The sequence below is a fragment of the Arthrobacter glycogeni genome (assembly GCF_054511155.1).
Genome location: NZ_JBTNDE010000005.1, coordinates 97,921 through 115,500 on the forward strand (window position 1 = coordinate 97,921; position 17,580 = coordinate 115,500).

Annotated in this window: 20 protein-coding genes; 13 read left to right on the top strand and 7 right to left on the bottom strand. The window is 64.6% G+C overall.

All coding sequences use genetic code 11. From position 1 onward, the window contains the following. Nucleotides 1-2: 2 nt before the first annotated feature. From ACX80O_RS05105 to rplI, 8 genes are all read left to right on the top strand, one after another. Nucleotides 3-866 carry an ABC transporter permease subunit gene (locus ACX80O_RS05105; protein ID WP_459332755.1) on the top strand — a complete coding sequence of 288 codons (864 nt, stop codon included), beginning with the start codon at nt 3-5 and terminating at the stop codon, nt 864-866. A gap of 35 nt (nt 867-901) precedes the next feature. Beyond that, the gene (locus ACX80O_RS05110; RefSeq protein ID WP_459332756.1) at nt 902-2,179 is read left to right on the top strand and encodes a sensor histidine kinase; all 1,278 of its coding nucleotides are present in this window, start codon (nt 902-904) and stop codon (nt 2,177-2,179) included. 52 nt (nt 2,180-2,231) lie between these two features. Next, nucleotides 2,232-2,906 carry a response regulator gene (locus tag ACX80O_RS05115; RefSeq protein ID WP_459332815.1) on the top strand — a complete coding sequence of 225 codons (675 nt, stop codon included), beginning with the start codon at nt 2,232-2,234 and terminating at the stop codon, nt 2,904-2,906. Nucleotides 2,907-2,925: 19 nt separating this feature from the next. Continuing rightward, the gene (locus ACX80O_RS05120; RefSeq protein ID WP_459307524.1) at nt 2,926-4,206 is read left to right on the top strand and encodes a M18 family aminopeptidase; all 1,281 of its coding nucleotides are present in this window, start codon (nt 2,926-2,928) and stop codon (nt 4,204-4,206) included. 169 nt (nt 4,207-4,375) lie between these two features. After that, nucleotides 4,376-4,681: a 30S ribosomal protein S6 gene (gene rpsF, locus ACX80O_RS05125; protein ID WP_459258486.1), complete on the top strand. Its 306-nt coding sequence runs from the start codon at nt 4,376-4,378 to the stop codon at nt 4,679-4,681. Between the two features lie 65 nt (nt 4,682-4,746). Further along, entirely contained in the window at nt 4,747-5,331 is a 585-nt protein-coding gene (locus ACX80O_RS05130) for a single-stranded DNA-binding protein (RefSeq protein WP_459307525.1), read from the top strand. A 109-nt stretch (nt 5,332-5,440) separates the two neighbouring features. Beyond that, nucleotides 5,441-5,680: a 30S ribosomal protein S18 gene (rpsR, locus tag ACX80O_RS05135; protein ID WP_005273147.1), complete on the top strand. Its 240-nt coding sequence runs from the start codon at nt 5,441-5,443 to the stop codon at nt 5,678-5,680. Nucleotides 5,681-5,698: 18 nt separating this feature from the next. Next, a complete protein-coding gene (gene rplI / locus ACX80O_RS05140; RefSeq protein ID WP_459258485.1) occupies nt 5,699-6,148 on the top strand; it encodes a 50S ribosomal protein L9 in 450 nt (149 codons plus the stop codon). Between the two features lie 78 nt (nt 6,149-6,226). Here rplI and ACX80O_RS05145 read toward each other — a convergent pair whose 3' ends face one another. After that, complete coding sequence (locus ACX80O_RS05145; RefSeq protein WP_459332757.1) at nt 6,227-6,694, bottom strand: hypothetical protein; 468 nt, start codon at nt 6,692-6,694, stop codon at nt 6,227-6,229. Between the two features lie 632 nt (nt 6,695-7,326). On the opposite strand from ACX80O_RS05145, the gene dnaB reads away from it, so the two are divergent. Further along, complete coding sequence (gene dnaB / locus ACX80O_RS05150) at nt 7,327-8,709, top strand: replicative DNA helicase (RefSeq protein WP_459307527.1); 1,383 nt, start codon at nt 7,327-7,329, stop codon at nt 8,707-8,709. On the opposite strand, the gene ACX80O_RS05155 is transcribed toward dnaB, so the two are convergent. The 5 genes from ACX80O_RS05155 to ACX80O_RS05175 all read right to left on the bottom strand — a co-directional run bounded on the left by ACX80O_RS05155 (nt 8,706) and on the right by ACX80O_RS05175 (nt 13,396). Continuing rightward, nucleotides 8,706-10,121 (bottom strand): DUF2254 domain-containing protein, encoded by a 1,416-nt coding sequence (locus ACX80O_RS05155; RefSeq protein WP_459332758.1) that lies wholly within the window; start codon nt 10,119-10,121, stop codon nt 8,706-8,708. The genes dnaB and ACX80O_RS05155 overlap by 4 nt on opposite strands. Before the next feature lie 208 nt (nt 10,122-10,329). Further along, the gene (locus ACX80O_RS05160; protein ID WP_459307529.1) at nt 10,330-10,629 is read right to left on the bottom strand and encodes a MoaD/ThiS family protein; all 300 of its coding nucleotides are present in this window, start codon (nt 10,627-10,629) and stop codon (nt 10,330-10,332) included. Beyond that, entirely contained in the window at nt 10,630-11,718 is a 1,089-nt protein-coding gene (locus tag ACX80O_RS05165) for a WD40/YVTN/BNR-like repeat-containing protein (RefSeq protein WP_459307530.1), read from the bottom strand. 256 nt (nt 11,719-11,974) lie between these two features. Continuing rightward, nucleotides 11,975-12,820, bottom strand: coding sequence for a DUF4097 family beta strand repeat-containing protein (locus tag ACX80O_RS05170; protein WP_459332759.1), 846 nt, complete (start codon nt 12,818-12,820; stop codon nt 11,975-11,977). A gap of 87 nt (nt 12,821-12,907) precedes the next feature. Beyond that, nucleotides 12,908-13,396: a histidine kinase gene (locus ACX80O_RS05175; protein ID WP_459332760.1), complete on the bottom strand. Its 489-nt coding sequence runs from the start codon at nt 13,394-13,396 to the stop codon at nt 12,908-12,910. 90 nt (nt 13,397-13,486) lie between these two features. Here ACX80O_RS05175 and ACX80O_RS05180 point away from each other — a divergent pair, with 90 nt between their 5' ends. Both ACX80O_RS05180 and ACX80O_RS05185 read left to right on the top strand, forming a co-directional pair. After that, complete coding sequence (locus ACX80O_RS05180) at nt 13,487-14,383, top strand: DUF4031 domain-containing protein (RefSeq protein WP_459307533.1); 897 nt, start codon at nt 13,487-13,489, stop codon at nt 14,381-14,383. Between the two features lie 52 nt (nt 14,384-14,435). Continuing rightward, entirely contained in the window at nt 14,436-15,107 is a 672-nt protein-coding gene (locus ACX80O_RS05185) for a TetR/AcrR family transcriptional regulator (protein WP_459307534.1), read from the top strand. Here ACX80O_RS05185 and ACX80O_RS05190 read toward each other — a convergent pair. Beyond that, nucleotides 15,104-15,346 carry a hypothetical protein gene (locus tag ACX80O_RS05190; protein WP_459307535.1) on the bottom strand — a complete coding sequence of 81 codons (243 nt, stop codon included), beginning with the start codon at nt 15,344-15,346 and terminating at the stop codon, nt 15,104-15,106. The two genes, ACX80O_RS05185 and ACX80O_RS05190, sit on opposite strands and share 4 nt — an antisense overlap. Before the next feature lie 95 nt (nt 15,347-15,441). Here ACX80O_RS05190 and ACX80O_RS05195 point away from each other — a divergent pair, with 95 nt between their 5' ends. Together ACX80O_RS05195 and ACX80O_RS05200 are read left to right on the top strand one after the other, a co-directional pair. Next, nucleotides 15,442-16,782 (top strand): MATE family efflux transporter, encoded by a 1,341-nt coding sequence (locus tag ACX80O_RS05195; RefSeq protein ID WP_459332761.1) that lies wholly within the window; start codon nt 15,442-15,444, stop codon nt 16,780-16,782. Nucleotides 16,783-16,913: 131 nt separating this feature from the next. Then, complete coding sequence (locus ACX80O_RS05200; RefSeq protein ID WP_459332762.1) at nt 16,914-17,528, top strand: hypothetical protein; 615 nt, start codon at nt 16,914-16,916, stop codon at nt 17,526-17,528. Nucleotides 17,529-17,580 lie beyond the last annotated feature (52 nt).

Here is a 17,580-nt window from a genome sequence, read left to right on the forward strand (position 1 = left end):
CCATGTCTCAGACAGCAGTCACAGTGCCCCCGCGCCGCGAACCCGAGGGTAGTGGCGTGAACTTCATGCGAACCCTGAAGTCAGAATGGATCAAGTTAGTCACCGTCCCATCGACAGTCATCATGCTGTCCATCACCGTGGTGGTGATGATTGGTCTGGCAGCGCTTTTCGCTTGGCAGACAACCGTGCTCCTGGATTTCCAGGGCGACCCTGAGACGGCTGCCCAGGTGCAGGGGGCTCCGGACGCCGCGTCAATCACCAATACAATTCCGGGCTCCGGGCTGATCTTCGGCCAGCTCCTGATTGGCTCGCTTGGGGTTGTCCTGATCGCCTCCGAGTGGGGTACGGGAATGATTCGCTCCACAATGGTGGCAGTACCAAAACGTATCCCTGCCCTCCTCGCCAAGCAGTCGGTATTCGCCGTCGTGGCGTTCGTCGTTGGCTCCGCCTCCGCGCTGATCAGCTACCTCATCGCGCAGCCAATCCTGGCTCCGTCAGAACTTGAGTTCGGGCTGGGTGACGAGGGTGTGCTGATGCACATCATCAACACCGGTTCGGTGCTCGCGCTGATGGCCGTGATCGCCATGTCGATTGGAACCCTGCTCCGCAACACGGCCGGCGGCGTGGTCACCACGATCGGCTTGCTCCTGATCTTCCCGATCCTCGTTGCCACCCTGCTGGCGGGTATCGCCGACTGGGTCCCCGACGCCGCCCGCTTCCTGCCCAGCAGCGCCGGTGAACAGATGGTGGCCATCACCATTGCCGACGGTGCACTCGACCAGTGGCAGGGTGCCCTGGTGCTCGGCGCCTGGGCCCTGGTGCTGCTGGTGCTGTCCCTGCTGGTTACCAAGAAGCGGGACGTGTAACCAGCCGGTCAACAACTGACCGATAAGCTCACTCAATGAGTGAAAAAGCCTTGGTGGAGGGGGCGGCGGAGCGAACGGCCGCCGTCTCCTTCACCGAGCTCAACGCGAAACGACTCGGCCCGTTCCGCCGCTATTTCCGGGGCCATCCACGGGTGACCGACGCCCTGGTGATCCTGATCTACCTCGCCACCAGCCTGCCGCAAGCGATTACCGCCACCGTCACGTCCGATCAGTGGGTGGCCCTGATTCCCGTGCTCACGGCGGGCGTGGTCCTCTTCTGGCGCCGGGACCGCCCGTTGACCGTCCTGGGTGTGCTGGTGGGGCTTGAGTGGATGAGCCTCTTCACCTCGGAGGGTCAGGCCAGCGTGGGAATCGGCGTGTGGTTTGCACTGTACGCAGTGGCCGTGCGGCATCCTTTCCGCATTGCACTCTGGGCCCTGGCCGGAGCGGCGCTGTTTTCGATTGCGCCCCTGTGGTTCGTTGACGCACTGTTCGTCGACGAGGCTCCGTATCTCATCTGGATCGTGATGGGTTTCGTTTTGATGTGGTACTTCCTCGCGATCGGGTTCGGAGTCACGACCCGTCGTGACCGACAGCATGAGACGGCGCTCCGCGACTGGGCCATCCGCAACGCCGAACTGGCGTCCGCGACTGAACGCAACAGGATCGCCCGGGAGATGCACGACGTCGTCGCGCACTCCCTGTCCGTGATGATCGCGCTCTCCGATGGGGCCGCCGTCGTGATGAAGCGGGATCAGGAGCGCGCCCGGGAGGTGCTTGACGAACTCTCGGCCAGCGGACGGACGGCCCTCGCCGATATGCGCCGGGTGCTCGGGGTGCTGGGCAGGAGCCCCGACGCTGCGCCCCGTGAGCCCCTACCGGCGGTCGGATCACTATCGACCCTTCTTGACGGATTCCGGGTGGCAGGTTTGCCCATCCGGTTGGGGCTCTCAGGTCCGGGCTTGCCCGATAACCCGGCCTTCCAGCTCACCATGTACCGCATCATCCAGGAATCCCTGACCAACGTGCTGCGCTACGGTAAAAGCGTGACCACCGTCGATGTGGCGATCGCGCGTACTGGCGCTCTGGTCACAGTCCGGGTGTCCGACGACGGCCGCGGCAGTATGGGCCCGGTGGCCTCGGTTGGGTCGGGGCAGGGGATTGCCGGAATGCAGCAGCGGGCCTCCATCTACGCCGGGACTGTTGCCTGTGGGCCGGGACCCGACGGCGGGTGGGTTGTTGATGCACGCCTGATGATCCCCGAGGACCAACAAGCTAGCGAGAGGGGAACGCCCAGTGTCCGCAACGTCTGAGGGAACAACCTCCGAGGAGTCGCCACTAGATGAGCGCGCCGACAGCGCGCCGATCAGAATCCTCCTCGTCGACGACCAGCCTCTGCTGCGGATGGGGTTCCGGCTCATCCTTGAGGGCGAGGACGGCGTCGAGATTGTCGGCGAAGCGTCCAACGGCGCCGAGGGGGTACGGCTCGCTGCCGCTCTCACCCCCGACGTCGTGTTGATGGACGTCAGGATGCCGATTATGGACGGGATCGAAGCGACCCGGCTGATCACCGCGTCGGGCTCCTGTTCCCGCATCATCATCCTGACCACTTTCGATATTGACGAGTATGCCTTCGCGGGTCTTCAGGCCGGCGCCTCGGCCTTTCTCCTCAAGGATGTCGGCCCGGATGAGCTGGTCCACGCGGTACGGGTGGTCGCTAGTGGGGACGCCGTGGTGGCGCCGCGGGTGACCCGCCGTCTGCTGGAAACCTATGTTCGGGCGCTGCGACCCCAGGCGGCTCCACCACCGCCCGACCCCCTGTTGGATGACCTGACTCCCCGGGAACTGGAGGTGCTGGGAGCCATCGCCGAGGGACCCTCCAACGCCGAACTGGCGCACAAATTCTTCCTCTCCGAGGCCACAGTGAAGACCCATGTGCGGCGGATCTTCACCAAGCTACACCTCCGGGACCGGGTGCAGGCAGTGGTCTACGCCTACGAATCGGGTCTGGTGGTGCCCAGCCAGGGGCAGGATTACTGAGGTTGGTAGGCTCACTTCCATGACCGCCCTCCAGCACATCACCGATCTCGGCGCCTACATCGGCGCTTCACCCTCCAGTTTCCACGCCGCGGCCGAGGGCGCCGCCCGGCTGGAGGCCGCCGGTTTTGTCCGGCTACACGAAACCGACGCGTGGATCGCGGAGGCGGGCAAGTTCCTCGTGGTTCGTGACGGCGCTTTGATAGCCTGGGTGACTCCCACCAACGCCACCCCCATCACGGGTTTCCACATCCTGGGTGCGCATACCGATTCGCCGGGATTCAAACTCAAGCCCAAGCCGACGACCGGGCGGCACGGCTGGCTGCAGGCCGGCGTCGAAATCTATGGTGGGCCGCTGCTCAACTCCTGGCTGGACCGTGAACTGGCGCTCGCTGGCCGGCTGGTGACCTACGACGGCGTCGAGCACCTGGTGTCGACGGCGCCCCTCCTGCGGTTCCCTCAGCTCGCCATTCATCTGGACCGCGCAGTCAACGACGGGCTGGCGCTGGACAAGCAGCAGCACATGAATCCTGTCTGGGGGGTTGGCGATCCGCGTGATGCCGACCTCCTGGAACTGTTGGCGGATTCGGCAGGCGTTGCTGCGGCCGACGTCGGTGGGTACGACGTGGTCGTCGCGGACACTCAGCAGGGTCAGGTTTTTGGCGCCGACGGTGCCTTCTTTGCGGCCGGCCGACTCGATAACCTGTCCTCGGTGCACGCCGGACTGGCTGCTCTGATCGCCGCTGGAACCGCGGCGGCTGCAGATGGGCCGATCGCCGTGCTGGCCGCCTTTGACCATGAGGAGGTCGGCAGCGCTTCCCGGTCCGGGGCCAGCGGACCGTTCCTCGAAGACGTACTGCACCGGATCTCGGGTGGGCTGGGCGCAGGTGCCGAAGAACGTCGGAGGGCGTTGGCCGGCTCGTTCTGCGTGTCAGCCGACGCGGGCCATGCGGTGCACCCCAACTACGCCGAACGCCACGACCCGGTGAACCGCCCCATCCTCGGCGGCGGTCCGCTCCTGAAGATCAACGCCAACCAGCGGTACACCACCGACGCGCCAGGTGCCGCGTACTGGGCACGATTGTGCGGTGAAGCGCAGGTGCCGTACCAGGAGTTCGTCTCCAGCAACGTGATGCCGTGCGGGTCGACCATCGGTCCGCTGACCGCCACCCGGCTCGGAATCAGGACCATCGACGTCGGAACGCCCCTGCTCTCTATGCACTCCGCTCGTGAACTGTGCGGAATCGAGGACCCCCACCGGCTGGCTCGTGTTGCTGAACTGTTCTTCACGTCCCCCGCATAGCGAGTTATCCACACGGTTCGGCCGGACCCCGAATCTCCGGTATTATTGCTAAGGCTGTGCTGACGCCGGTGCCCGGAAGGGGAACCAGGCGTCAGGCAGGCCAACGCAAACAGAACCTCCTGTTACGGAAAGACCGTGACCGTTTAGCCCAGAGGAGGTGGGTTCACAAATGCGTGCATATGAATTGATGGTAATCATCGACCCCGATGTCGAGGAACGTACCGTTGAGCCTTCGCTCGACAAGTTCCTGAATGTCGTCCGCAATGGCGGCGGCACCGTCGACAAGGTAGACCTGTGGGGACGTCGTCGCCTGGCCTACGAAATCAAGAAGAAGGCTGAAGGTTTCTACGCTGTAGTCAACTTCACCGCAACTCCGGCGATCGCTGCCGAACTTGACCGCCAGCTGAGCCTCAACGAGACGATCATGCGTACCAAGATCATCCGTCCCGAGGAGCAGAAGGTCACCGCCGAATAGTTTCGGCTTGGCTTCACAGTTTAGGACCAGGCCCACCACGGTGGGCTGTGACAGTAGGAGGCACCATGGCAGGCGAGACTCTCATTACGGTCGTCGGTAATCTCACCAGCGATCCCGAACTTCGTTTCACCCCGTCAGGCTCGGCCGTGGCTAATTTCACCATTGCGTCGACGCCGCGGACCTTCGACCGCCAGTCCAACGAGTGGAAGGACGGCGAAACGCTGTTCCTTCGCGCGTCGGTATGGCGTGAAGCGGCAGAGAACGTTGCGGAAACCCTGACCAAGGGAACCCGCGTCGTCGCTCAGGGTCGTCTCAAGTCACGCTCGTACGACACCAAAGAAGGCGAAAAGCGCACCGTCATGGAACTTGAGGTGGACGAGATCGGTCCATCCCTGCGCTACGCGTCAGCCAAGGTCACTCGCACCCAGCGCTCAGGCGGTGGCGGCGGTGGTGGTTTCGGCGGCAACAGTGGCGGCAACAGTAGTGGCGGAAACAACTCCAACTCAGGTTGGGGTGGCGGCCAGCAGGGTGGTCAGCAGGCGCAGCAGCCGGCTGACGATCCGTGGGGTGCACCCGCAGGAGGCAACTCCTCCGGGGGTAATTCCTCCGGCTGGGGCAACGGCCCGGACTCGTCCGAGCCTCCCTTCTAACCCTTCTTTATCGGCAGGACCGCTCCGCTTTCGGTAGCGGCAACCCGTCAAGTAGTTCCCATCCCGCAGAATCGTTCTGCGGGCTCCACCAGACATAAGGAGCACCACGATGGCTAAGGCTGAACTTCGTAAGCCCAAACCAAAGTCCAATCCCCTGAAGGCCGCTGACGTCACAGTCATCGACTACAAGGACGTAGCGTTGCTGCGTAAGTTCATTTCCGACCGCGGAAAGATCCGTGCCCGCCGCGTCACCGGTGTCACCGTGCAGGAGCAGCGCAAAATTGCGCAGGCAATCAAGAATGCCCGTGAAGTTGCCCTCCTGCCGTACTCCGGCGCAGGCCGCGGTTAAGGAAAGGAACCCAACCCAATGGCAAAGCTCATTCTGACCCATGAAGTAACCGGTCTTGGTGCTGCAGGCGACATTGTCGAGGTCAAGAACGGTTACGCACGTAACTTCCTTCTTCCCCGCGGTTTCGCCCTCACCTGGACCAAGGGCGGCGAGAAGCAGGTCGAGTCGATCAAGGCTGCCCGCGTCGCACGCGAGCACTCAACGCTCGAGGACGCCCAGAAGCAGGCAGCTGCTCTCTCCGCCAAGCCGGTCCAGTTGACCGTCAAGGCTGGCGAGTCCGGACGCCTATTCGGCACCGTCAAGGCTGAAGACGTGGCGAAGGCCGTCGAGGCCGCCGGCCTTGGCACCATCGACAAGCGCAAGGTAGAACTGCCCGCCCACATCAAGTCGGTCGGCACCTACCAGGCGAACGTCCGTCTGCACGACGACGTCTCAGCAGTAATCGACCTGAACGTCGTCGCCAACTAGTTTCGACGCTCGTTTCGAGCACGGCTCAGGGGACTCCCGCTCAGTGCGGGGGTCCCTTTTGCTGTCCGGGGGCTTTTCCTAGTTCGTCGTCTGGGCCGGTCGGTCCGCCTGGTCCGCCACGTGGAGTGCGAACCCCGGGCTGGTCATCAGCGCCTGGACGCGGTCCAGTGTGCTCTGATGCGGATCCCGCATCGCAAGCTGATTGGCGCGGAGAGCCTCCCTCAGGGCGTCGGCGCCCTCCTGCGTCGGCGGTGGGTGCGGGCGCTCTGGGGGCGGCGCGGGAGCGCCCTGGGCGGCGCCGGCCGGTGCGGGCGTCGTTGCAGAAGCTGGTGAGGGCCCGGTGGTGGCTTGCAGTGATAGTCGAGCCGAAGGTGGCACTGACGGCGCGGGCCGAACTGGCTGCGCTGCGTCCGGGACCGGCGGAGCCAGCGGGGCCATTGGGGCGCCGTCTAGTGATCCCCGGTCCGGGCGAGAGATATAACTGACCGCGCCGCCTGCCAATAGCACGCCGGACAGCACTCCCACGGCAAGAAGTTGCAGGTCCATTCGCTCCCCTCGGTTCGTCGTCGGATGCCACGGGTCTGGTTGGCCACAAGTATCTCACCGCCTACGTCACGCCGGGATTGTCCTCCGGCCGAGCGAAGACAGAGACAACCGAACATTCCTGTTCGCGCATACATCGGCCGGAGGGGCAGATGAGGGTGCAGTCGTCGGTATATAGGCCGGTCGGAGGGCCCAAAGGGCATGCGCGATGCGTCACGGATTGGGCGCCATGGCTGTGGATAGCAGGTGAATAACTCGTTCCGTAGGCCCTCAAAGAGCATCTGTCAACACGCAAGTAAAGCATGAACGTTAGGTAGCGGAAACATTTACTCCACAGGTCCTTCAGGGTATATCCGCAGGTCAGAGCTGTAGTAGCTGGATAAGTATTCCGTTATCCACACCGTTGTCCCCATCCTGTGCACAAGACACGCCGCGTTATCCACAGCCAATCCACAGGGCCTGTGGATTACGCGCTTGGCAAGATGCAGCTTCGGCACTACCGTGGCGGAGTATCCCAGACGCTAAAACTGTCAGTGCCGGGTGATAGACCTCAGTTATCAGGCCGGATACGACCAACCACGACGATCCGTCGGAGCTGGTTCCCGGGGTAGGTAACTGGAAGAGAGAGTGCAGCGGTGTCCCTCACGCACGCAGATTCAAAGGAGGACACCCGGTCCCCGGAGTTCACCCGAACCCCGCCGCAGGATCTGGTTGCCGAACAGTCAGTGCTCGGCGGAATGATGCTCTCCAAGGATGCCATCGCCGACTGCGTCGAGGTGTTGCGGGGCGTGGACTTCTACCGTCCCGCCCATGAGAGCATCTACGAGGCCGTCATCGACCTCTATGGCCGCGGAGAACCTGCCGACGCCGTCACCGTGTCCGATGAACTCACCAAACGGGGAGAAATTTCGCGGATCGGAGGTCCGGCCTACCTTCACACCCTGATCCAGTCCGTGCCCACTGCTGCAAACGCCGGTTTCTACGCGGAGATTGTCCGCGAGCGGGCGGTGCTGCGCCGTCTCGTGAATGCCGGCACGAAGATCGTCCAACTGGGCTACTCCAACGATGGTGAAGTGGATGACATCGTCAACGCCGCCCAGGCCGAGGTGTATGCGGTCGCCGAGCGACGCAGCGCCGAGGACTACGTCGCGTTGAAGGACATTATCGAGAGCACCGTCGACGAGATCGAATCGGCTGGTCATCGGGGGGAGGGCATGTCTGGTGTGCCCACCGGGTTCTTTGAACTCGACGAACTGACCCAGGGCCTGCACGGCGGGCAGATGATCGTTGTCGCGGCACGACCAGCGATGGGCAAGTCGACCTTCGCCCTGGACTGGGCCCGGTCGGCAGCGATCAAGCACAACCTGACCACCGTGTTTTTCTCCCTGGAAATGGGCCGCAACGAGATTGCGATGCGCCTGCTGTCCGCCGAGGCGACGATTGGGCTGCAGGATCTGCGGAAGGGCACCATCAAGGACGAGCAGTGGGGCAAGATTGCCACCACTATGGGTCGGATGAATGACGCGCCCCTGTTCATCGATGACAGCCCCAACATGTCACTGATGGAGATCAGGGCCAAGTGCCGGAGGTTGAAGCAACGCCACGACCTCAAGCTGGTGGTCCTGGATTACCTGCAGCTGATGTCCTCGGGCAAGCGCGTCGAGTCGCGCCAGCAGGAGGTCTCCGAATTCTCCCGTGCGCTGAAGCTACTGGCGAAAGAGCTCAACGTGCCAGTGGTGGCTCTCTCACAGCTCAACCGTGGTTCCGAGCAGCGCACCGACAAACGCCCAATGGTGTCCGACCTCCGTGAGAGTGGTTCGATCGAGCAGGACGCCGACATGGTGATTCTGCTGCACCGCGACGACGTCTACGATAAGGAATCCCCGCGCGCCGGAGAAGCCGACGTGATCGTGGCAAAACACCGTAACGGCCCCACGAAGACCATCGTCGTCGGGTTCCAGGGCCATTACTCGAGGTTCAACAACATGGCTGTTGACGGCGGAGGCGGCGGGTTCTAGACCCTGGTTAACCCCGGCGGCGCGTGGTCGCCAGTTACAGGTGCCCTCGGCGCCCACACGCCACTGAGGGCGCACTCGACATCCCCAGCCCGCTGGTCGAGGTGCCCAAGTATCGCCGGTGGATGGGACCCCTGCCGGATTGCGGCCGTGACCCGGTGCAGCTGCTCCCGGATGGCGGCCTGATCCTCCTCAGCGGCGTGCCACGCAACCTCCTGCAGCAGACTAAGAACCCGATCAATCACTGCCGGGTCGGAACTCCCATAAAGGACCGGCTGGTCAAGGGTGATGTTCAGGAGCGCGGCAAAGTCCGGTCGGTGAAGAATCACCCGGACCTGGCCGTCGTCGTCGCGCAGTATCCGCGCTCCAAGGTCGCGTTGCGCGAGATCGCACAACAGGGCCGACATGTGGCCGAGCACGTGGATGGCAGTTGTCGGATCATTGATGCCCGGGGACAAGGCCTTGGCCGCGACGTCGATGAGTTGCCGGAATCCGAAGGCGACATCCTGCACCGCAGTTCGCTCGAATCCGATGGTGAAGGTGGCTGCGAAGTCCTTCCGGAATCGTTCCAACGACTCTTGAGCCATGCTCGGCCCGCCGCTGCGCACCCAGCCGACGGCAGCGGGAATTCCCCTGACAAGTGAAGACCCGACCTGAGAGTCAACTCTCACAATTGCCTGGTGCTCGATCGCAGCGGCGAGGAGTCGCTTCTCGTCGATCCCGGTCAGGAATCCGGACCGAGATGCGTCGATCAACACGGCGGAATCGGGAGCCTCTGGTAGCACCGGGCTGGTGGATCCGCCTCGGTCCGGGTAGGCCCGCTCGATGGTGTCCGCCGTGTCGTTGTGAACCTTGCGCATGATGGTTTCAGCCCGAATTTCCCGGGCCAGGTGAGCCAGGAAGAACACCAGCCCAATGATGCTCCCAATCGCGAGGAGGAAGGCGAGTGTCACCGCCAGGTGAGGAACAAATGGTTCTTCACCGTCGTACCCCGAGCGAACCGTCCGCAGCACCGTCAGCGCGTAGGCGAAGGTGCCGAGGAACAGGGCCAGCGTGGCGTGCACCACTCGATCGCCGGTGAAGGTTCGCAGGAGGCGGGGGGAAAATTGGCTGCTGGCCAACTGCAGGGTGACCACGGTCAGGGAGAACGTCAACGAGGTAGCGGTGATCAGTGATCCAGCAGTCGCCTCCAGGATGGCCCGCGCGGCATCGGGGCCGCCGCCGATCAGGAGATTGGATACCCCCTCAGGCAGGTTGTCGCCAACAGCGGCATCGACCATGGGCAACCAGATTCCCAATCCGATAGCCACCACTACGGCGAAGACGGGTAGCGGCCACAACTGGGTCCTCAGGGCGTCGGCGGCGGAACGCAGTCTTCCGCCAGCCTGGTTAGTTCGGCCGGACGAGGTGGTCATCGGAGGTGCGGCTCCCTGCTGGTGGGGTGAGGTTACCTGCACAGCCTAAACCAGGGTAAGTCGCTTCTCCCGTAGCTGACCCCTGCCACGGCGCCGGGAGCCACCGCCCGGGCCAGGGCCATGACACGCTCCAGACAGGCCCGCTCAGGCTCGCGGATCGCTGCAAGAGCCGCGTCGACAGCATCGACGTCAGCACCTCACCTGCTGGCTACCCACCAGCGACCGATTGCACGATCATCACCTCGGCGCCGGGCGGAACCGGGGTCGAGAGTCCCGCCAGCCGTCGCACGTCTTCCCCGTCAACGTACACGTTGACGTATCGGCGCAGCGCACCGGTCTCGTCACGGATGCGGCGGGCAAATACCGGATACCCGTGGTGCAGATCGTCAAGAATTTCGGCCAACGGGGCCGCTGTAGCCGTCGCCACGGACACCCGTGCCCTGTCCCCGATCAACGGTCGCAGCAGGGTGGGAATGAGGACTGTTACGTCGTTGGCGGGAGTCTCCATTTAGGAGCCGACGACGGCGGCTGCCCGGACGCACAGTACGTCCGGCAGGTGGGAGGTGACCTCAGCGAACGTGGCGCCCTCGTCGGCGCTCGCGTAGACGGTCCCGCCGCGGGTGCCGAAGTACACTCCGACCGGTTCGTGCGTGTCCACCCCGGCCGCGTCCCGCAGCACAGCGTTGTACTCGCCTTCGGGTAGGCCGTGATCGAGGCGGGTCCAGGAGGCGCCGGCGTCGTCGGTGCGGTGCACGGCCAGTTTGGCGTCGGGTGGGATGCGTTCGCTGTCGGCTTTCAGGGGAATCACCCAGGCGGTGCCGGTCCGGTTTGGGTGGGCGAGCATCACGAAACCGAAGTCGGCGGGTAGCCCCTCGGCGATGGATTCCCAGGTTTCGGCGCCATTGTCGGACCGGTAGACGCCGTGATGGTTCTGCGCGTACAGCCGGTTGGGTTCAACCGAATCCCGGGCGATCTTGTGGACGCATTGACCGAATTCGGGGTTGGGATCGGGCATGAAGTATGCCGAAATGCCCTTGTTTCGCGGTGCCCAGGAGGTGCCGCCGTCGTCGGACCGGTACACGCCTCCGGTGCTCATGGCCACATGGACGGTGTCATCGGCGGGGCTCGGAACTACTGAGTGGGCTGCCGCGCCTCCGAACCCCGCACCCCATTCGGAGCGGTGTGGGTGGTCCCATAACCCGCGGTTCAGTTCAAAGTGCTCTCCGTAGTCAGTCGATTTCCAGACCGAAATGGGTTCGCAGCCCGCCCAGACAACCCCGGGGCGACCTGCGGAATCGGGTTGGAGCTGCCAGATCCGCTCGACGGCGGCTTTATCGCCGTCGGAGAATTTGATGGCCCCCTGCTCGGGTTCGGACCAAGTGGCACCCAGATCATCGGAGTAGACCACGGTGGGACCCCAGTGATAGGAGAGCACCCCCACTAGGATCCTGGTGCGCCCTGCACGGGTATCGATGCCCACGCTGGCTACTTCCTGCATCAGGAAGTGCGGTTCAGATAGCTTCCAGGTTTGCCGGTCGGTGCTGGTCGCGAGCCACAGGCCTTTTTTGGTGCCGATGGCCAGGAGTGTTGTCGTCATAAGGTCCTCGGTTCAGTAGATAACTGATGTGAACACTGTAAACAATGGCACAGCCGCGAAATCCTGTATAGACGTATCCTCGTAGCTTCGGAAGCCTCCACCGGGATCGAGCGCACCAACTTCCGCTCATAAACTGCCATCGCCCAGGCATGCCCGGCGGTAGCGATCACGGCGTAACAGCCAGGGGCCAGACCGGGATCTCACCAGAACTCCGTACCGAGCGGTAGCCGGGTTGCCTCCAATGGAGACACCCGGGCTATCGGGCGCACTGGATGGAAATGTTGCCGCCGTCGAGTCGGGCGCGGACGGCGACGGTGGGCTCTGACGGGGCGGGTGCCCGGTCGCCGGAGAGCTCATTGCGGACGTGGCCCCGTTTCGACGCAAGATCGAGCCAGGCGGCGACCCCGGCCCGCACCCCGATGGTGACCTGCCCGAAGGCGCTCTCCACCGCGACGCTGCCGCTCGAAATCTCGCCCAGGGTGATGCTGCCGTAAGCGGTTTTGGCGGTCACCGAGCCGAGCGCGCGGGTGAGGTCGAGGTCCCCATAGGAGAGCTTCGCGTCCAGTTCACCGCCCGACTCGCCGACGGAGATCGCCCCATGGGACGCCTTCAGGATCGAATCTCCTCTGATGGTGCCGACCCGGATCTGGCCGTGGTCGGCAGTGATCTCGGCTCCGCCACCGACGGATCCGACCACCGCGTTGCCGTGACCGGCGCGGAGCCACAGGTCGCCGGTGGCATCGAGGTCGACCGGGCCCATCGAGTTCTTGATCCGGGTGGCGCCGAGCCGGCCGATGGTGTGGACACCGCCCATCGCCACTTTGGCGGTGAGCCTGGACCCGGAAGGCAGTTCGATCAGCAGGTCGACCGATTCGTTGGACCCGATCACACTGAAGCGGGGTTTTGGGCCATTGACCGTAAGACGGGCGCCGTCGAAGTCGATGGTGGTCTCGTCGGCGCCCCGGCGGTCTACAGCCTTGTCTGGGTTGGTCGCAGACACGGTGACCACGGTGTCGGCACGGTCGCTGGCGACGACGTCGAGCAGGCCGATCTGCAGGTCGACGGCGAGGTCAATGGCGGAGGGGGTGGAGTAGGTAGGCATGCTGGTGTGCTCCCGATGATGGGCGTGGTTGAGTTACCCCGCGGGCCCGCGGGCCCGCGTGGTCGGTGAAGGTGGAGGGCTGCGAGGTTAGCGCGCCCAGCCAGCGAAGTTGTCGCCGGTGCGCAGGACGCGTTGCGCTGACCGACGTTGCCTGGGTTGAAGCGCAGCAGCCACGGCGCGCACCAACCAGGCGTTGACTGACAACCCGTCGGCCACTGCAGCGTCATCGACCCGCGCTTTAAGGGCGTCGGGTAACCGAAGGGTGGTGCGGGAGGTGCTGGCGTCATCCTCTTCCACGGCAACGGCCGGCGAGTCGTCCGCCTCGGCGTCGACGGTGGGCAGGGTGATGACAAACTCCACCTCGCGGCCTCGAAGCCGAAGGTCAACGGAGCCCGGGGCCAGGTCCCGGGTGATCTCGCTGGCTGCCGCCGACAAGGCGTCCAGCAACACGAGCCGTGTCGCTGCATCAAGTCCGACAGCGAGCCGTTCGGCCACCGCGCGGGTGTCCTCGGAGCCGCTCTCCGAAGTGTCCGCCAAGTGGCGTTGCAGGTCGCTGACGTACTGTCCTAATTCCATTCCATCATAGTGACACCACTATGATGTCACATCAAGGAAAAGTGGTGTCAATACCGCGGATGGTTCACTGTCCGCCGGTAGGCTGGGGCGATGGCCATCTACATCGACCCCCCGCTCTGGCCTGCGCATGGGACCGAATTCTCCCACCTGATCTCCGACCTGTCGGTCGCTGAACTCCACGCCTTCGCCGTGGCGGCGGGGATTCCAGAGCGGGCGTTCGATGGCGACCACTATGACGTTCCAGTCCGCCGCTACAGCCAACTGGTGACTCTTGGCGCGCGCGAAGTGGACTGCGGCACCCTGGTCCGTATTCTCATTGGCAGCGGCCTGCGGATTCCGGCCCGGCAGCGGACGCAGCGGCTGCGGCGGACCCTCCTCGCCCGGTGGAACGTCGTGCTGCCCGCGGAACCTGGGCTGGGCGAACAACTCATGGACCGATGGTCCGAGACGCACCGGAATTACCACACCCCCTCCCATCTCCTCGACGTGCTTGAGGCGCTTGACCTCCTATTCGCCCCGGGCGACGATGACAACCTGCGGCGACGGGTCCGGCTCGCCGCCTGGTTTCACGACGCCGTCTATGAGGGCTCCGCCGGAACGGACGAACGCGCTTCGGCGGCTCTGGCCGACGAGTTGCTGGCGGGGCTGGTGCCCGCTCCCGAGGCGGCCGAGGTGGTGCGGCTGATCCTGCTCACGGCATCGCATCGTCCGCAGCCGGGGGACCGGGCGGGTGATCTCCTGTGCGACGCGGACCTGGCCGTTCTAGGACGGCCGATGCGCGGATATGGGCAGTATGTGGCCGCCGTGCGGAAAGAATACTCCCACGTGTCGGACCCGGATTTCGCTACCGGCCGGGCCGACGTCGTCCGCCGTCTCCTGGCGATGGACCCACTATTCCGCACTGCGTCTGGACAGCTCCGCTGGCTGGACGCAGCCCGCACCAACTTGACGAACGAACTGCACTCCCACGCTTGGCCCACCCCGTGACACACTTGTGGACAGTGTTCACTTCCCGCAGCTGAGGACAGGCCAGGAACCCGTGGCAGAGCAGTCGACCCCACGCACCACGTACCGTCACGGTGACCTGCGACGGGCTTTGGTCGAGGCGGGAACCGAGCTGGCACGCGAGGGTGGGCCGGCCGCCGTCGTTCTCCGCGAGGTGACCCGCCGGGCCGGGGTGACGCCGAACGCCGCCTACCGCCATTTTGCTGACAAGGGTGCGCTGCTGCGCGCCGTCTCCGCCGCCGCGCAGTCCCGGCTTGCGGCGGCCATGGAGGAGGAGCAATCAGCCCTTACTGATCGTAACGACAGCGCTGGCGGCGCTGACGACGACGGCCCCCACAACGCCGCGGCACTCGCCCAGGCGAAGCTGCGCGCGGTGGGCTCCGGCTACCTTCGATTCGCCCAGGCCGAGCCGGGACTGTTCAGGACGGCGTTCGCGAATCACGTGGATCTGAGGGATGCGGCCGTCGAAGAGTCGGCGGGGCCCCACGGCAGGACGCCGTTCCAGCTGCTATCCGATGCCCTCGACGACCTGGTGGACAGCGGGGTGCTGGAGGCCAGCCGGCGTCCGGGGGCCGAGTTCGTGGCTTGGTCCGCAGTGCATGGGCTGGCCATGCTGGTGATCGACGGCCCGCTGAGGGGACTCGACGCCGGGTCGCGGCTCACCGCCGCGCAGCGCCTGCTGGAAATGGTGGAGCAGGGAATCTAATCCCGCTTCTGGCCGGTGGTGTTGAGACTCTTGCGCCGGATCGCGTAGCCGCTCGCCAGCAGCGTGATCGCAGCAACAATCAGCAGCGCACCAATGCCGAGGGTCAACCCGGCACCCGACGGCACCGGTTCGTCAAGGGCAGCGGCACGCGCAAAATCCGAGATACCTTGCGGAATGAAGAGGGTGCTCATGAAGAACGCGACCAGACCTCCGATAGAGAACCAGATTTCCTTTTTCATGTGTGCTCCCTGTGCGCCGTCGTGCCTCACTCTTCAGCCTAGCGGACGTCCCCCCGGCCCGCCCGCAGACCGTCGGGAGCTAGGCATAGGGTGGCATGGTGAGCACCACCGTCCCTGATACCCGCGAGTTGAGCCGGCGCATCCTGCACCTCGCCGTCCCAGCGCTTGGCGCCCTGATAGCCGAACCCTTGTTTCTGCTGGCCGACTCGGCCATCGTGGGGCACCTGGGTGTTGACGAGTTGGCAGGAGTGGGCCTCGCGTCCACGGTGCTGCACACCGCCGTCGGGCTCATGGTTTTCCTCGCCTACTCCACCACGCCCGCCGTGGCGAGATTCCTGGGTGCCGGACGGATCCCGGACGCGGTGGCTGCAGGCCTCGACGGTATCGGCCTGGCCCTGGTCCTGGGAGTGCTGCTCTCCACAATCGGCTGGATCCTTGCACCCGGACTCGCATCGCTGATGGGCGCGGAAGGGCAGGTCCACACCTTCGCCGTCGACTACCTGCGCTACTCCATGCCCGGACTCACCGCGATGCTGGTGGTGCTCGCCGCCACCGGGGTGCTTCGTGGCCTGCAGGACACCAAGACGCCGTTGCTGGTGGCCGGCGTCGGGTTTGCCGTGAACATTGGGCTGAATTTTCTGCTGGTCTATGGGCTGGAACTCTCGGTTGCTGGGTCCGCTTTGGGGACCAGTATTACCCAGTGCGGGATGGCAGCCGTCTACCTGGTCATTGTGGTCCGGCTCTCACGCACACACAGGGTTCCGCTGCGGCTGTCCTGGCAGGGTCTACGGGCGACGGCGAGGGTGGGTTCCTGGTTGATGCTGCGGACCATGAGTCTGCGGGTCGCGATTCTTGCGACTGTGTATGTCGCGACTTCTCAAGGCTCAGTCTCCCTTGCCGCACACCAGTTGGTGATGACTATCTTCATTTTTCTGGCCTTCGCGCTCGATGCCCTGGCCATCGCCGCGCAGGCCCTCATCGGCAAGGAGCTCGGCGCGGGCGACAAGCCGCTGGCTCACGCGTTGACTCGGAGGATGATCCGGTGGGGTCTGGGGTTCGGTCTGATCACCGGCGCCCTGCTGGCCCTGGCAGCACCGTTCGTCGGCTGGATCTTCACTACCGATCAGGACGTGCAGTCAGCGCTCGCTGGTGGGCTTTTTGTACTCGCAGTGTCCCAACCCGTGTGCGGGCTGGTGTTCGTGTTGGACGGCGTCCTCATCGGTGCTGGCGACGCCCGCTATCTGGCGATCGCCGGCGTCGTCAATCTCCTGCTGTACGTGCCGCTGCTGGGCTGGGTCTTCGACGCCGGGCTCAACGGACCGGCCGGAATTGTCTGGCTCTGGCTGGCGTTCGGTGTTGGCTACATGGCGGCGCGGGCCCTGACCCTGGCGTGGCGGGTGCGCAACGATCGCTGGATGATGATCGGCGCTCACTAACCTTGACGTCGCCCGGACAAACAGGCCCTGGGCTCGCGGGTTGTGGTACTGTCGCGGGCTTCTGTCGCGGGGATAAACTGGGTGGTCTGGACTGAAGTAATCAGCCCGTTTCGAATCGGAGGTTTTGCGCAATGGTTGCCGCACCACACGATGTGACGGTCCAGCCGCCTCACAACCCACTGGACCAAGCAGCAGCCGTCTGGCCGCCCCTGCTGTTCCGGGCCGCTGTAGCTGCAATATTCGGGGCTCTAACCATCTTCTGGACGCAACCGTCGGTGCAGGTCGCGTCGGTGGCCGGCGGACTGTACCTGCTTGGGCTGGCCGTGTCTGCGGTCTGGATGGAACAGGCGATGGACCTTCGCGGGAGCACCGACCGGTGGGTGGTGTGGATTGCCCCAGGCTTCCTGCTCTCCGGTGGTGTGCTCAACTTATGGATCCATACCGATGCCATGTTCGCCCAGGTTGTGGCGCTCGTCCTGGTGATCGCCGGTGCGGTGGACCTCTACGTGGGGATCCGGCAGCGTCGTACCGCCGTTGCTGGGAAGGACCTGATCACTGTCGGGGCCGTGAGTATTGCTACCGGATTGTTGCTCCCCCTTTTTGAGGATGCGGGAGCCCACGCCCTGCTGGGCGTTACCGGAGGCGGGGCAGTGATCAGCGCCGTCGTCCTGGCGATTGCCGCCCTCGGATACCGGCATGACGTGGATCACGCGGCCCCAGTAAGCTCCGCCCACCCCGTAAACTAGGAGAAGCAGTCTTTCTACCCCTGGTAGAAGAGTCTGCAGCTGCAATTTTCCC

Bases quoted from the DNA above. Each gene is read 5' to 3' on its own strand.
- rplI (WP_459258485.1), top strand. From the start codon at position 5,699: ATGGCAAAGCTCATTCTGACCCATGAAGTAACCGGTCTTGGTGCTGCA.
- ACX80O_RS05165 (WP_459307530.1), bottom strand. From the start codon at position 11,718: ATGACGACAACACTCCTGGCCATCGGCACCAAAAAAGGCCTGTGGCTC.
- rpsF (WP_459258486.1), top strand. From the start codon at position 4,376: ATGCGTGCATATGAATTGATGGTAATCATCGACCCCGATGTCGAGGAA.
- ACX80O_RS05120 (WP_459307524.1), top strand. From the start codon at position 2,926: ATGACCGCCCTCCAGCACATCACCGATCTCGGCGCCTACATCGGCGCT.
- ACX80O_RS05105 (WP_459332755.1), top strand. From the start codon at position 3: ATGTCTCAGACAGCAGTCACAGTGCCCCCGCGCCGCGAACCCGAGGGT.
- ACX80O_RS05170 (WP_459332759.1), bottom strand. From the start codon at position 12,820: ATGCCTACCTACTCCACCCCCTCCGCCATTGACCTCGCCGTCGACCTG.
- ACX80O_RS05180 (WP_459307533.1), top strand. From the start codon at position 13,487: ATGGCCATCTACATCGACCCCCCGCTCTGGCCTGCGCATGGGACCGAA.
- ACX80O_RS05200 (WP_459332762.1), top strand. From the start codon at position 16,914: ATGGTTGCCGCACCACACGATGTGACGGTCCAGCCGCCTCACAACCCA.
- ACX80O_RS05155 (WP_459332758.1), bottom strand. From the start codon at position 10,121: ATGACCACCTCGTCCGGCCGAACTAACCAGGCTGGCGGAAGACTGCGT.
- ACX80O_RS05175 (WP_459332760.1), bottom strand. From the start codon at position 13,396: ATGGAATTAGGACAGTACGTCAGCGACCTGCAACGCCACTTGGCGGAC.
- ACX80O_RS05130 (WP_459307525.1), top strand. From the start codon at position 4,747: ATGGCAGGCGAGACTCTCATTACGGTCGTCGGTAATCTCACCAGCGAT.
- ACX80O_RS05160 (WP_459307529.1), bottom strand. From the start codon at position 10,629: ATGGAGACTCCCGCCAACGACGTAACAGTCCTCATTCCCACCCTGCTG.
- ACX80O_RS05195 (WP_459332761.1), top strand. From the start codon at position 15,442: ATGGTGAGCACCACCGTCCCTGATACCCGCGAGTTGAGCCGGCGCATC.
- rpsR (WP_005273147.1), top strand. From the start codon at position 5,441: ATGGCTAAGGCTGAACTTCGTAAGCCCAAACCAAAGTCCAATCCCCTG.
- ACX80O_RS05145 (WP_459332757.1), bottom strand. From the start codon at position 6,694: ATGGACCTGCAACTTCTTGCCGTGGGAGTGCTGTCCGGCGTGCTATTG.
- ACX80O_RS05110 (WP_459332756.1), top strand. From the start codon at position 902: ATGAGTGAAAAAGCCTTGGTGGAGGGGGCGGCGGAGCGAACGGCCGCC.
- ACX80O_RS05190 (WP_459307535.1), bottom strand. From the start codon at position 15,346: ATGAAAAAGGAAATCTGGTTCTCTATCGGAGGTCTGGTCGCGTTCTTC.